Genomic DNA, 12,541 nt, shown 5'->3' with positions numbered 1-12,541 from the left:
CCGCCTCCCGCACTCCTGAAAGTCGATGCCCGCCCGAGACCCGACGAACCGGACGGTCGGCATGGTCTACCCCTCGACCGGCCACGGTCCGACCCAGCGCCGTCGGTGCGACTACGGCCATCCCGCCCACCGTGGGTTCGCCGACGCCGTGGGGGCCGACGACCACGTCGTGACCTTCCGGTCGCTCCCCACCCCCGTCCGCGAGACGTTCCTCACGGACGTCGTCTCCGGGGCGGTCGCCGCCCTCCCCGAGCGCGACGTCTACATCACCGAGAACGACGCGGTCCTCTACGCCGCGCCCGCCATCAAGCGGCGCTACCCGGACGCGACCGTCGTCCACCTCGCCGCCTCCGACCGCTTGCTCGGCCACACCTACGTCCCGCGCCCGGACGACGCGCGCCTCCGGGCGACGAAGCGTCGGGGGAACGCCCGCGTCGACACCGCCGTCCTCCAGCGTATCTGCCGGCACTACTGCGACGGGGCCATCGCCGTCTCCGAGTTCGCCCGCGACCGCCTCCGGGCGGTCGTCGGCCCGGAGTTCCCTCTCGGGGTGGCCCCGCCGTACATCCAGCCCGGACCGTTCGTGTCGCTCGCCGAGGAGACTCCCGAACTCGACGCGCCCGTCGCGGTGATGGTCGGAGCGTGGCGCGACCACAAGGGCGTCGAACTACTCGTGGAGGCGTGGCCCCGCGTCCGCGACCGGCACCCGGGAGCCGAACTCCACATCGTCGGGCCGGGCCACCCCGCCGCGTACACCGAGACGGCGGGCGTCACCCTCCGGGGCTACGTCGAGTCGCTGGCCGACGCCTTCGTGGGAGCGTCGCTGTACGTCCACCCCGCCCACATCGAGGCGTTCGGCGTGAGCGTCGTCGAGGCGATGCGGGCGGGCCTCCCCGCCGTCGTCACCGAGACGACGGGTGCCCGGTCCGCGGTCGCGAACGTCGACGACGCACTCGTCGTCCCACCGACACCGCGGGCGCTCGCGGACGCGGTCTGTGAGTACTTCGACGCCCCGCTCGACCGCCGTGAGGAACTCTCGCGGGCGAGTCGCGCGGCCAGCGACCCCTACTCCGAGGAGGGAAAGACCCGCCAGTTCCGCGAGGCGTTCGCCCGCGTCGTGCGCGCGGCGACCTGAGCGGGCCACCGACCGTCGGGTCCGTCGTCCACTGCGAGCGGGTCGCCTACTGCGTCCCCGCGTCGTCCGGGTCGCCGTCCTTGTCCTTGTCGACTTTCCCCTCGCCGTCGTCGAGTTCGCCGTCGCCGTCGAACCCCTCCTTGGTGAGTTCCTCGCTCGGCATGGTGCCCTTGTCGTCGACGTACACGTCGGCGTGACCCTTCTCCATGCGAAGACCGTGCCAGTCGACGCCCCACTCGGTGAGGCGGGCGACCGTCTCCTGTGCGGCCTCCCACGGGCGGGCCGTCCAGACGATGATGGTGTGGCCCTGCCGGTACTGGTAGTTCACCCACTCGACCATCTCCTCGTCCGGGTCCTCGGGGTCCTCGGTGATGTAGGAGTCCTCGCCCGCCGTCAGCGTCCTGTCGAAGTCGACGGCGATTCGCCGGTGTTCGTCGGCGTCGAACGGTTCCTCGCCGTCGGCCATCACGCTCTCGCCGTCGTGGTCGGAGTCGCCCATGGGTCCGCAACTCCCACCAGCGGGAAAACCGTAGCCCCTGCCTCACTCCGCGTCCGGTTCGGGTTCGGCCTCGCGGTCGGCGATTTCGATGGTCGTCGCACGCCGCTGCTCCCCGCCCACGTCCTCTATCTCCCCGAGGATTTCGGCGATGTCGTCGAGTCCGAGCATCTCGCGGGTCTCCGCGTCGAAGCGCTGGCCCTCCAGTGACCGGCCCTCGCGCCTCACGTCGCTCCCCGAGAGGTGCTTGCCGTAGCGACCCACCAGCGAGGTGAGTTCCTGCGGAATCACGAACGTCGTGGAGGGCGACTGGCCGATCTCCGCCAGCGTCTCCATGCCCTTCTCGATGATGGCGCGCTCGCCCATCGACTCCGCCGCGCGGGCGCGCAGGACCGTCGAGATGGCGTCCCCCTGCGCTTCGAGGATCTGGCTCTGCTTCTCGCCCTGCGCGCGGATGATGTTCGACTGCTTGGCCCCCTCGGCGGACTCGACGGCGCTGCGACGTTCACCCTGCGCCTCCAGAATCATGGCGCGGCGACGGCGCTCGGCCGACGTCTGCTGTTCCATCGCGCTCTCCACCTCGCGGCTGGGTTTGACCTCGCGGACCTCGACCGCCTCGACGCGGACGCCCCACTCGTCGGTCGGGCCGTCGAGTTCCTCGCGAATGCGGCGGTTGATCTCGTCGCGCCGCGAGAGCGTCTCGTCGAGTTCCATGTCGCCGAGGACGGCACGGAGGCTGGTCTGGGCGAGGTAGGACGTCGCGCGGCGGTAGTTGTCCACGCCGAGGAACGCCTTCTCGGCGTCCACGACGCGGATGTAGACGACGGCGTCGGCGGTGACCGGCGAGTTGTCCCGCGTGATGGCCTCCTGCCGGGGCACGTCCATCGTCTCCGTGCGCATGTCGAACTGGTAGGTCCGCGAGACGAACGGCGGGACGAAGTGCAGGCCGGGCGAGAGGAGCCCCTGGTTCGCGCCGAACACCGTCAGCGCGCGCTTCTCGTAGGCCTGTACGATCTCGATGCTGTCGAGCAGCGCGGCCAGTCCGACGAGGAAGAGGACTGTCCCGACGAGGACGGCGGGCGAGAGGGGGAGGAATCCAAGCAGACCGACGACGGCGACGAGACCGGCGACGCCGAGGAGCGCGCGACTCCACCGCGGCGTGGGGCGGTCGCCCCCATCGTCGTAGTCGGGACCGATGCCGGTGCCGCCGGACCCGGGTTGCGGGCGGGAGACCGCGCCCGACGAGGAGGGGCGGTTTCGTGCGCCCGACCCGGAGCCCGACCGGCCCTCCATCTCGCGCTCCGCCTCGGCGAGGGCCTTGCCGACTTTGTAGAACAGGCTATCGCGGGAACCGCTCATACCGTGGGGTGTCGTCGCGTTCACATAAACCCTCGCGGCGGGACTCGGGTTACTCGACGCGAGAGTACTGCCCGCGTTCGGGGAGTTCCGTCACGCCCTCGGGGTCGACGGCGGAGAGCGACCGGCCACCGGGCGGTCGGCCCCGCCGACGGAGCTAAGCGTCCGACGGGAGACAGGGACTCGCATGGACGTCGTCTTCCACTGCTCCAGCGCCGACACGACCGCACAGGACCACGCCCTGTCGAACGCCCGGAACCTGCTGGCCGACGACACCGTCGACACCGAGGCGGTGGCGTTCGTCGCCAACGGCGAGGCCGTCCGCGCCTTCCTCGAGGGGTCGCACGTCGCCGGGACGGTCCGCGACTTGGTCGACGAGGTGCGGTTCGTCGTCTGCTCGAACTCGCTCGCGGGCCGGGACATCGACGCAGACCGACTGCTCGACGGCGTCGAGACGGGCAGTTCGGGGATGGGGACCCTCGCCGAACTGCAGGCAGAGGGCCACCATTACGTGAAGGTCCCCTGACTACTCGGGGGTGCGGAGCGCCTCGTACACCGCTCGCGCCCGGCCCTCGCCGAACCCCTCCAGTTCGGTGAGGTCCTCGACGCTCGCCCCGAGGAGCGACTCGACGGTGGGGTACGCCTCGTGGAGTGTCGTCGCGAGCGCCGGACCGATGCCGTCGACGGTGCCGTACATCCGCTTGGCGGTCGGTTCGGCGCGCGAGGGCACCGCACCGGACGGGAGCGCCCGCCGGCCGGGGGCCTCGGCGTGCTTGCGGGCGAGGCGGACCGCGAGGTCGACCAGCCGGTCCCGCGAGCCACAGAAGACGACGGGCACGCCGCTGCGCGCCATGAGCGAGGCGACGGTTCCGGTCACGGCCGCCCCGTCGAGGCCCGTCGCCCGCTCTACGTCCGCGACGTCGCCCTCCACGAGGAGGTAGGCGTGGTCCGCGCCCGCGGCGAGGCGCGCTAGCTGGTCCCGGAGGTCGCTCCCGTGACGACCCACGGCCGACTGGACGAAGTCGCGCGGAGTCTTGCGCTCGACGGCGGTGGTCGGAGGCTCCCCGTTTCCGTTCCCCGTTCTCTTCCGTCCCCCGTCCGTCGCCTCGGGTCGGAGGACGATGTCGCCGCTGGCGAGGCGCCGGACGCCCGTGCCGGTCACGTCAGGGTGCTCGCGGACCGCCTCGACCACGCCCGCCGGTTCCCGGTCGTCGACCGTCGCGTCGACGCGCACGGACGGGGTCACAGCCGTCGCTTGAGCGTCTCCGCCGTCTTCGCGCCGACGCCCGTGACGCTCGTGAGGTCCTCGACGCTCGCCGCCCGGACGTTCTCGACGCTCCCGAACCGGCGCAGGAGCCGACGGCGCGTCTCCGGGCCGATACCGGACACGTCGTCGAGGACGGTGCGCACCTCGTCGCGCACCTGCTGGTGGTACTGCACCGCGAACCGGTGGGCCTCGTCGCGCACTCGCTGCAGGAGGTGGAGGTGCGGGGCGTCGCTCGGCCAGTCGAACCCCCCGTCGTGGGTTATCACCCGCTCCTCGCGCTTGGCGAGGCCGATTGCGGGGACGTCCCACCCGACCTCGTCGAGGGCGTCGCGGGCCGCCTCCAGTTGGCCCTCCCCGCCGTCGACGAGCAGGAGGTCCGGGTCGGGTCGGTCGTCCCTCCCCTCGATGGCACGGATAGCCCGCCAGCCGACGAGTTCGCGCATGTTGGCGTAGTCGTCGTTGCGCTCGGTGAGCTTCTTCCGGCGGTAGTCGCCCTTCTCGGGTGAGCCGCCGACGAAGACCACGTTCGACCCGACGACGGCCTTCCCCTGCGCGTGGCTCACGTCGAACCCCTCGATGCGTTCGACCCGGCCGAGGTCGGGAAACGTCACGGAGAGGGCGTCCGCGAGGTCGCTGCCCTCGTCGCGTCCGCCGACGGCGCGCCGCGCGTTCTTCAGCGCGAGGTCCACCAGCGTCGCCTCCCGGCCCGCGCCGGGCACCCGGACGGCGACGCCCTCCCGTTCGAGCCACGTCGTCACCTCTCCGTCTTCGGGTCGCTCGGGGAGGAGCAGGGCGTCCGGGAGTTCGCGCTCGGCGTAGTACTGCGGGACGAACGCGCTCAGGACGCCCGCGACGGGTTCGTCGGTGTCCGGTACGTCCATCGTGTGCCGCTCCCGGTCGACGAGTTGCCCGCGCTCGCTCCGCAGGCGGGCGACGGTGGCCCGTTCGCCCTCGACGGCGACACCGAGGACGTCCACCGCGCGTTCGCCACCCCCGCCGCCCGAGTCGCTGACCGCGGCGCTTGCCCCGCCGTGGAACGCCTCGACGGCCGCCAGTCGGTCCCGGAGGTTCGCCGCCCGCTCGAACTGCTGGTCCTGACTGGCCGCCTCCATCTCGCGGCGGAGCGGGTCCGCGAGGACGCCCGTCTCGCCCTCGAAGAAGCGTTCGACCGACTCCACGTCCGCGAGGTAGCCCGCCTCGCCGATTTCGCCCGTGCAGGGGGCGGTACAGAGGCCGATGTCGTAGTCGAGACAGGGGCGCTCGCGGTTCGAGAACTTGTGGTCCGAACAGCCCCGCACGCCGTAGGTCTCCCGCAGGGCCTTCACGACCACTTCGACCCGCCCCTTGTCGGTGTAGGGACCGTAGACCGTGGCGGCCTCGTTCGGGTCGCGGGTTATCTCGATGCGGGGGAACTCGTGGTCGGTCAACTGGACCAGCGGGTAGGACTTGTCGTCCTTCAGGCGGACGTTGTAGCGTGGCTGGTGGCGCTTGATGAGGTTCGCCTCCAGCAAGAGCGCCTGCGTCTCCGTGTCGGTGACCGCGTAGTCGACGGTCGTCGCCCGATCGACCATCCGGCGGATGCGCGCCGAGCGCGGGTCGGCGTACGACCGCACCCGGTCGCGCAACTCGACGGCCTTCCCGACGTACAACACGACGTCGTCGTCACTCAGGAACTGGTAGACTCCTGGCTCGCGCGGGAGGTCCCCCGCGCGAGTGCGCACCGCGGTCCCGTCCATCCGTTTCGAGAGAGGGGACGAGTCGTTATGAGAGTGACGCGTCGCGGGCCGCCCCCGCCGGGTCCCGACGGGGTCAACGCACTTGTCGCCCCCGCGTGTCGCCCCGGTATGGACGAGGGGACCGACCGACCGGACCGACCCGAGGCGGCCGTCGACCGGTCGGGCTGGCGACGCGAGTGGTCACGCTCGGTCGGCGCGCGCGGCGTCCGCGCCGGCTACGACCGCCTGCGTCGACCGGACGGCGAATCGAGGGGCACCGGATGGGTCGAGGACCGCCCGGCGGTGGCTATCGTCGCAAAGTACGAGGGGCAGGTGGTGTTCGTCGAGGAGTACCGCCCGCGACTGCGCGAGACGGTGCTCACCTGCCCGATGGGGCGCGTCGAGGCGGGCGAGTCCATCGAGGCGGCGGGCCGGCGAGAACTGCGAGAGGAGACGGGGTTCGAGGCGGGGCGCGTCGAGTCCCTCGGCGAGCACTACCCCGTGGCGTGGCTCCGGAAGTCGCGCGGGGTGGTGGTCGCGGACGACCTCGAACCGGGGACACAGGACCGCGACGACGACGAGTTCGTCGCGGTGCGACTCGTCCCGGTCGAGGACGCCCTCGACCGGGCCCGCGAGGGCGTGGCGACCGGGTGGACGCTCCTGCCCCTCCTGCTCGCGCGGGAGGCGGGAGTGCTAGGGTGAACCGAGGGGCCGCGATGCGATTAAATACTCCCCAGTCGTGCCCGAAATCGGAACACATGAGCGAGAACGGCGACGGGACGGTGCGGCTGTGGCTGGTCGAACGCGACTACGACTCGCGGAACCTCGTCACGCTCGTCTACGCCACCCCTGACGGCGAGCGGTACCTCCGGCAGGAGCGCTCGGCGCACCTCCTCAAGGACGGCGTCACGGCGGCCGTCGACACCGCGCCGAGCGACCTCACCGTCGTCGACGACGAGGAGACCCGCGAGCGCTACGCCGCCGAGGCCGACCGGATGCGCGACCGGCACGCTCCGGATGAGACTGTCTGACAGAGTAGCAAGGTCTTTCACGGGGGAATCGAAATGCGCGTACGTTATGCCCGCCATACAGATAGACGGCGTCACGAAACGGTTCGGCGACGACGTCGTCGCCCTCCAGAACCTCGACCTGACCGTCGAGGAAGGCGAGATATACGGCTTCCTCGGCCCGAACGGGGCCGGGAAGTCGACGACCATCAACGTCCTGCTGGACTTCATCAGGCCGACCAGCGGGTCGGCCCGCGTCCTCGGGATGGACGCGCAGGCCGAGTCGACGGCCGTCCGCCAGCGCGTGGGCGTCCTCCCCGACGGGTTCCACGCCTACGACCGGCTGACCGCCCGCCAGCACATGGAGTTCGCCATCGACTCGAAGAACGCGGACGACGACCCGATGGAACTCCTCGAACGAACCGGCATCGCGGACGCCGCCGACCGGAAGGCCGGGGGCTTCTCGAAGGGGATGACCCAGCGCATGGTCCTCGCGATGGCCCTCGTGGGCCAACCCGACCTGCTCATCCTCGACGAACCCTCGACGGGGCTGGACCCCAACGGGGCCCGCGAGATGCGCGAACTCATCCGCCAGGAGAACGCCCGCGGCGCGACGGTGTTCTTCTCCAGTCACATCCTCGAGCAGGTCGACGCCGTCTGTGACCGCGTCGGCATCCTCCGGGAGGGTCAGATCGTCGCCGAGGACACCGTCGAGGGCCTCCGCGCCTCCGCCGGCTCCGGCGCGACGCTCACCGTCACCGTGGACGAACCGACCGACGCCGCCGTCGCCGCGGCCCGCGACGTACCCGGCGTCTCGAACGTCACGACGAACGGGAACGCCATCGTCGTGAGCATCCAGGACGCCTCCAAGACCACCGTGCTCTCGGCCATCGAGGACACCGGCGTCGAGGTGCGCGACTTCACGACGGAGAAAGCCTCCCTCGAGGACCTCTTCGTCTCCTACACCGAGGGCGGCCGCGACGGGCGGCGCGACGGTGCCGACCTCGAGGGGGAGGTGCGGACGTGAGTCTCACCGCCGTCGCCAAGAAGGACTTTCAGGACGCGGCCCGGTCGCGTCGCCTGCTGGCGCTCATCGCCGTCTTCGTCCTGTTCGTGGGCGGACTGGCGTACTTCTTCGCCGAAATCGCCGGCTCGGGCGGCGGCTCCTCCGAGCAGGGTGCCCTCGCCCTCATCGGGTCGCTGCTCGTCCCGACGGCCATCCTCCTGCCGGCCATCGGCGTGCTGACGGGCTACCGCGCGGTGAGCAACGAACGCGAGACGGGGAGCCTGAAGATACTGCTCTCGCTGCCTCACAGCCGCGAGGACGTCGTCTTCGGGAAGTTCCTCGGGCGGAGCGTCGTCGTGACGCTCGCCGTCGTCGTCGGGTTCGCCGTCGGCGGCATCGTCCTCGCCGTCCTCGCGAGTACGTTCTCGGTCGTCGACTACGTGCTGTTCACCCTCATGACCATCCTGCTGGGGACGACGTTCGTCAGCGTCGGCGTCGGCCTCTCGGCCGGCATCAAGTCCGAGAACCTCGTCGTCACCATCGGCATCGCGCTCGTGGTGCTGTTCACGCTCCTCTGGCAGGTGCTGCTGGTCGCGCTGATGGCCATCATGAGCAACTTCGAACTCGGGAGCCAGGCGTTCCGGGCGGACCTCACGACGTTCCTCGCCGTCCTCAGCCCGCGACAGGCCTACCTGCTCGCGTTCTCGGCGCTCACGGAACTGAACGAGAGCGTCCCCATGGGCGCCAACAACGAGGCGTTCTGGCTGAACGACTGGTTCGGCTTCGTCGTCCTCGCGTTCTGGCTCGTCGTCCCGCTCACGCTCGGCTACCTCCGCTTCCGCAAGGCCGACCTCTGAACCGGACCGGCGAGACGACCACACCTTTTTGACGGAGAACGGGACCAGCGACCCCGTGTCCTGACTTCGACCGTCGGCCGTCCCGCGGGTTCACACCCGACCGCGTCCCCCGAGCGACGCGTGCGCGACGACGCGGCCGACGACTCCACGTGATCCGTCGCCTGCCCGCCCCCGCTCGGACCTACGACCCCTCTTCGAGCGCGATGCCGGACTCGGCCAGTAACTCCGCGAACGTCTCCTCCGAGAGCACCGGCACGTTCTCGTCGTCCGCGTCGTCTAGCTTGCTCTGTCCCGCCCCCTCGCCCGCGACGAGGTAGTCGGTGTTGCCCGAGACGCTGGAGGTGGCGTTCGCGCCGTGGCGCTCGACGAGGTCCTGTGCCTCCCCGCGGGTCATCCCGTCGAGCGACCCGGTGAAGACGAACGTCAACCCGTCGAGCGCGTCGCCCGTCTCTACGTCCATCTCCTTCGGTTCGACGCCCGCCTCGCGGAGGCCCTCGACCACCTCGCGGTTGCGCTCGCTGTCGAAGAACGTCCGAATCTCGCCGGCGACGGTCGGGCCCACGTCGTCGACGGCCTGTAGCTCCTCCTCGGAGGCGTCCATCACCCTGTCGAGCGTGCCGAAGGCACGGGCGAGGCTCGTCGCCGTCGTCGGCCCCACCTCGGGGACGCCGAGCGCGGTCAGGAAGTCGTCGAGCGGCGGCTCCTTCGCCGCCTCCAGCTCTTCGACGAGGTTCTCGGCGCTCCGCTCGCCCCACCCCTCTAGCTGGGCGAGGTCCGCCGCCCGGAGCGCGTAGAGGTCGGGGATGGACTCCACGAGTCCCGCCTCCACCAGCTGGTCGAGCTTCTGTGCGCCGAGGCCCTCGATGTCGAGTCCGCCCCGGCTCACGTAGTGCTCGATGGCCCGCCGGAGCTGTGCCGGGCAGGCCAGTCCGCCCGTACAGAACGCCAGCGGCCCGTCGTGTTCGACCGAGGAGTCACAGACCGGACAGGTTGCGGGGAACTCGAAGTGCCCCTCGCTGTTGTCCTCGACCACCTCGTCGACGTACGGGATGACGTCGCCGGCGCGCTGAATCTTCACCCGGTCGCCGATGCCGACGCCGAGTTCCGCTATCTGGTCGGGGTTGTGGAGGCTCGCCCGCGAGACGGTCACGCCCGCGACGTCCACCGGGTCGAGCAGCGCCACCGGGGTGAGCCGCCCCGTCCGCCCCACCTGGACGACAACGTCGCGGACGGTGGTCTCCTCGGTGCGCGCGGGGAGCTTGTAGGCGTAAGCCCACCGCGGCGCGCGGGAGGTGCTCCCCAGCCGCTCGCACTGGTCGCGGTCGTTCACCTTGATGACCGCGCCGTCCACCTCGTAGTCCAGATCGTCGCGGTCCTCGACCAGTCGGTCGCGGTAGTCGATAGCGGCCTCGACGTCCTCGACCAGTTCGACCCGGTCGTTGACCTTCAGGCCCCACTCGGGGAGCGTCTCCTGGCGGCTCTGCTGGGTTGGGAACTCGTGAGACGATTCGAGGACGTCGAAGAAGAAACAGTCGAGGGGCCGTTCGGCGGTCACCGACGGGTCCAGCTGTCGGAGGGTCCCTGCGGTCGCGTTGCGCGGGTTGGCGAAGGGGTCGTCGCCGCGTTCGACGCGTTCGCGGTTGTACGCCTGGAACGCGTCGCGGGGCATGAACACTTCGCCGCGGACCGCGAGGAACTCCGGGTAGTCCCCCGAGAGACGGAGGGGAATCGAGCGGATGGTCCGGACGTTCTCGGTGACGTCGTCGCCGGTTGCGCCGTCCCCCCGCGTCGCGGCGCGGGTCAGGCGGCCGTCCTCGTATATCACCTCGACGGAGACGCCGTCGAACTTCGGCTCACAGAGGTATCGTACCTCGCCGCCGCTGTAGGCGTCGAGCGACGACTGGCCCTCCGCATCGCCCTCGCCCTGTGCGAGGCCCAGTCCCTCGTGGACCCGGCGGTCGAAGTCCCGGACGTCCTCGACGTCGCCGCTGGAGTCGATAGAGCGCATGGGGGCGACGTGCTCGACGGTGTCGAACGAGTCGAGGGGCACCCCGCCGACGCGCTGGGTCGGGGAATCCGCCGTCGGGAGGTCGAAGGCGTCCTCCAGTGCCTCCAGCCGGGAGAACAGAGCGTCGTAGTCGCGGTCCGGTATCCGGGGGTCGACGTCGACGTAGTAGCGCCGGTCGTGGTAGCGGATGGCCTCGCGCAACTGCTCGGCTTGCTCGCGGGCGGCGTCCGCGTCCAGTTCCTCGACGGGGTCGAACGCCGTCGGCGGGTCCTCGACGTAGGGGTTGTCGGGGACCTCGCGGGTGTCCGTACTCATTACCGGGAGTTACCGATACGTGCTAAAAAACCGGCCGTTCCCGTCCCGCGGCGAGGCTTGTGAGGAGGACGAGGCTTATGGCCGCTCCGTGTAAGGGTCGGCTATGTCGGAGGATTTCCTGCTGTTGAACCCCGGTCCCGTGCCGCTCTCGGACGCCGTCCGGCGCGCCATGGACGAACCGATGGTCTCGCACCGGTCGGACGCCTTCGAGGCCGTCTACGAACGGGCACAGGACGGACTGGCGTACGTCTTCACCCAGTCGACGCCCGAGGGGTCGACGACGGGTACCGGGACGCCCCTCGTCCTCAACGGGACGGCCACGATGGGGATGGAGATGGCCGTCGCCAACCTCACCGACGACGACAGCGAGGTCGTCGCGCTGGTCAACGGGAAGTTCGGGCGGCGCTTCAAGCGCATCGCCGACCGTCACGCACGCGTCACGCCCGTCGAGGTGGAGTGGGGCCAGTCGTTCGACCTGGAGGCCGTCGACGACGCCATCACCGACGAGACGGACGTCGTCACCGTCGTCCACAACGAGACGTCGACGGGCCTGCTCAACCCCGTCCGCGAGGTGGGCGACATCGCCCGCGAGCACGACGCCCTGTTCGTCGTCGACGGCGTCACGAGCATCGGCGGCGACGAGTTCCGCATCGACGACTGGAACGTCGACGTCGCCATCACCGACGGGCAGAAGGCGCTGGCCGCGCCGCCCGGCATCAGCGCGCTGTTCGTCACCGACCGGGCCGTCGAACGCGCCGACGGCGAGTCAGCCCCGTTCTACGAGGACATGGACTGGCACCTTCGGAAGGCCGACCAGCACCAGACGCCCTTCACGAGCGCCGTCCCGCTGTTCCGGGCGCTGGCGGTGGCCGTCGAGGAGATCGAAGCGGAGGGGATGCCCGACCGCATCGCCCGGCACCGCGAGCAGGCACGGGCGTTCCGCGAGGGGTTCGCGGCGCTCGGACTGGCGGGGTTCCCCGACGCGGATGGTCCCACCGAACTCTCGAACACGCTCACCGCCATCGCCCTTCCGGAGACCATCCGGAGCGACGCGGGGGCGTTCTTCGACGCCGTCGACGAGCGCAACGTCTCCATCAGCGGCGGGCAGGCCCACCTCGGCGGGGAGATATTCCGCGTCAGCAACATGGGCAACCTCACCTCCGAGCAGGTGGTCCGCGGGGTCCGGACCGTCGGCGAGGCACTCGGCGACGTCGGCGTCGAGTGCGACGTGGACGCCGGCGTGGCGGCCGCACGCGACCAACTCGACTGAGCGTCCGCGCACTCCTCGATCGGGGTTCAGGCCGTCCGTGAGCGGAGAGCTACGCACCGACGGGACGCGGCGGCACCCAGTTTCGCCCCGGCCGGTCGACGTACCGTCG

Annotated in this window: 12 protein-coding genes; 7 read left to right on the top strand and 5 right to left on the bottom strand. The window is 70.8% G+C overall.

Features of this window, described 5'->3' with window-relative positions; all coding sequences use genetic code 11:
- The first annotated feature begins 25 nt into the window (after positions 1-25).
- Entirely contained in the window at positions 26-1,135 is a 1,110-nt protein-coding gene (locus NKG96_RS15995; protein ID WP_254536171.1) for a glycosyltransferase family 4 protein, read from the top strand.
- Positions 1,136-1,181: 46 nt separating this feature from the next.
- Here the strand turns inward: NKG96_RS15995 and NKG96_RS15990 are convergent, their stop codons facing one another.
- Both NKG96_RS15990 and NKG96_RS15985 read right to left on the bottom strand, forming a co-directional pair.
- Positions 1,182-1,634: a hypothetical protein gene (locus NKG96_RS15990; RefSeq protein ID WP_254536170.1), complete on the bottom strand. Its 453-nt coding sequence runs from the start codon at positions 1,632-1,634 to the stop codon at positions 1,182-1,184.
- 42 nt (positions 1,635-1,676) lie between these two features.
- A complete protein-coding gene (locus tag NKG96_RS15985) occupies positions 1,677-2,990 on the bottom strand; it encodes an SPFH domain-containing protein (protein ID WP_254536169.1) in 1,314 nt (437 codons plus the stop codon).
- Positions 2,991-3,174: 184 nt separating this feature from the next.
- Between NKG96_RS15985 and NKG96_RS15980 the strand changes: the two genes are divergently transcribed.
- Positions 3,175-3,513 (top strand): DsrE family protein, encoded by a 339-nt coding sequence (locus NKG96_RS15980; RefSeq protein ID WP_254536168.1) that lies wholly within the window; start codon positions 3,175-3,177, stop codon positions 3,511-3,513.
- Here the strand turns inward: NKG96_RS15980 and NKG96_RS15975 are convergent, their stop codons facing one another.
- Positions 3,514-4,221: an ERCC4 domain-containing protein gene (locus NKG96_RS15975; RefSeq protein WP_254536167.1), complete on the bottom strand. Its 708-nt coding sequence runs from the start codon at positions 4,219-4,221 to the stop codon at positions 3,514-3,516. It abuts the gene before it with no gap.
- Positions 4,222-4,229: 8 nt separating this feature from the next.
- Entirely contained in the window at positions 4,230-5,990 is a 1,761-nt protein-coding gene (locus NKG96_RS15970; RefSeq protein WP_254536166.1) for an excinuclease ABC subunit C, read from the bottom strand.
- A 108-nt stretch (positions 5,991-6,098) separates the two neighbouring features.
- On the opposite strand from NKG96_RS15970, the gene NKG96_RS15965 reads away from it, so the two are divergent.
- Genes NKG96_RS15965 through NKG96_RS15950 form a run of 4 tightly spaced genes read left to right on the top strand, consistent with a single transcriptional unit; the run spans position 6,099 to position 8,839 of the window.
- Entirely contained in the window at positions 6,099-6,671 is a 573-nt protein-coding gene (locus NKG96_RS15965; protein WP_254536165.1) for an NUDIX hydrolase, read from the top strand.
- A 56-nt stretch (positions 6,672-6,727) separates the two neighbouring features.
- Positions 6,728-7,000 carry a DUF7967 family protein gene (locus NKG96_RS15960; protein ID WP_254536164.1) on the top strand — a complete coding sequence of 91 codons (273 nt, stop codon included), beginning with the start codon at positions 6,728-6,730 and terminating at the stop codon, positions 6,998-7,000.
- A gap of 46 nt (positions 7,001-7,046) precedes the next feature.
- A complete protein-coding gene (locus tag NKG96_RS15955; RefSeq protein WP_254536163.1) occupies positions 7,047-8,003 on the top strand; it encodes an ABC transporter ATP-binding protein in 957 nt (318 codons plus the stop codon).
- Positions 8,000-8,839: an ABC transporter permease subunit gene (locus NKG96_RS15950; RefSeq protein WP_254536162.1), complete on the top strand. Its 840-nt coding sequence runs from the start codon at positions 8,000-8,002 to the stop codon at positions 8,837-8,839. Before NKG96_RS15955 ends, NKG96_RS15950 begins: the two co-directional genes overlap by 4 nt.
- A gap of 181 nt (positions 8,840-9,020) precedes the next feature.
- On the opposite strand, the gene ligA is transcribed toward NKG96_RS15950, so the two are convergent.
- Entirely contained in the window at positions 9,021-11,162 is a 2,142-nt protein-coding gene (gene ligA / locus NKG96_RS15945; protein ID WP_254536161.1) for an NAD-dependent DNA ligase LigA, read from the bottom strand.
- Positions 11,163-11,265: 103 nt separating this feature from the next.
- Here ligA and NKG96_RS15940 point away from each other — a divergent pair, with 103 nt between their 5' ends.
- A complete protein-coding gene (locus NKG96_RS15940; protein WP_254536160.1) occupies positions 11,266-12,432 on the top strand; it encodes a pyridoxal-phosphate-dependent aminotransferase family protein in 1,167 nt (388 codons plus the stop codon).
- Positions 12,433-12,541 lie beyond the last annotated feature (109 nt).

Origin of the sequence: Halomarina litorea (assembly GCF_024227715.1) — an archaeon.
GTDB classification, from domain to species: Archaea; Halobacteriota; Halobacteria; order Halobacteriales; family Haloarculaceae; genus Halomarina; species Halomarina litorea.
The sequence above is the reverse complement of the archived record's forward strand: the minus strand, read 5'-3'. Positions and strand labels throughout refer to the sequence as shown.

Coding starts and splice junctions, on each gene's coding strand:
- NKG96_RS15940 (WP_254536160.1), top strand. CDS start 11,266: ATGTCGGAGGATTTCCTGCTGTTGAACCCCGGTCCCGTGCCGCTCTCG.
- NKG96_RS15965 (WP_254536165.1), top strand. CDS start 6,099: ATGGACGAGGGGACCGACCGACCGGACCGACCCGAGGCGGCCGTCGAC.
- NKG96_RS15955 (WP_254536163.1), top strand. CDS start 7,047: ATGCCCGCCATACAGATAGACGGCGTCACGAAACGGTTCGGCGACGAC.
- NKG96_RS15980 (WP_254536168.1), top strand. CDS start 3,175: ATGGACGTCGTCTTCCACTGCTCCAGCGCCGACACGACCGCACAGGAC.
- NKG96_RS15970 (WP_254536166.1), bottom strand. CDS start 5,990: ATGGACGGGACCGCGGTGCGCACTCGCGCGGGGGACCTCCCGCGCGAG.
- NKG96_RS15990 (WP_254536170.1), bottom strand. CDS start 1,634: ATGGGCGACTCCGACCACGACGGCGAGAGCGTGATGGCCGACGGCGAG.
- ligA (WP_254536161.1), bottom strand. CDS start 11,162: ATGAGTACGGACACCCGCGAGGTCCCCGACAACCCCTACGTCGAGGAC.
- NKG96_RS15985 (WP_254536169.1), bottom strand. CDS start 2,990: ATGAGCGGTTCCCGCGATAGCCTGTTCTACAAAGTCGGCAAGGCCCTC.
- NKG96_RS15995 (WP_254536171.1), top strand. CDS start 26: ATGCCCGCCCGAGACCCGACGAACCGGACGGTCGGCATGGTCTACCCC.
- NKG96_RS15960 (WP_254536164.1), top strand. CDS start 6,728: ATGAGCGAGAACGGCGACGGGACGGTGCGGCTGTGGCTGGTCGAACGC.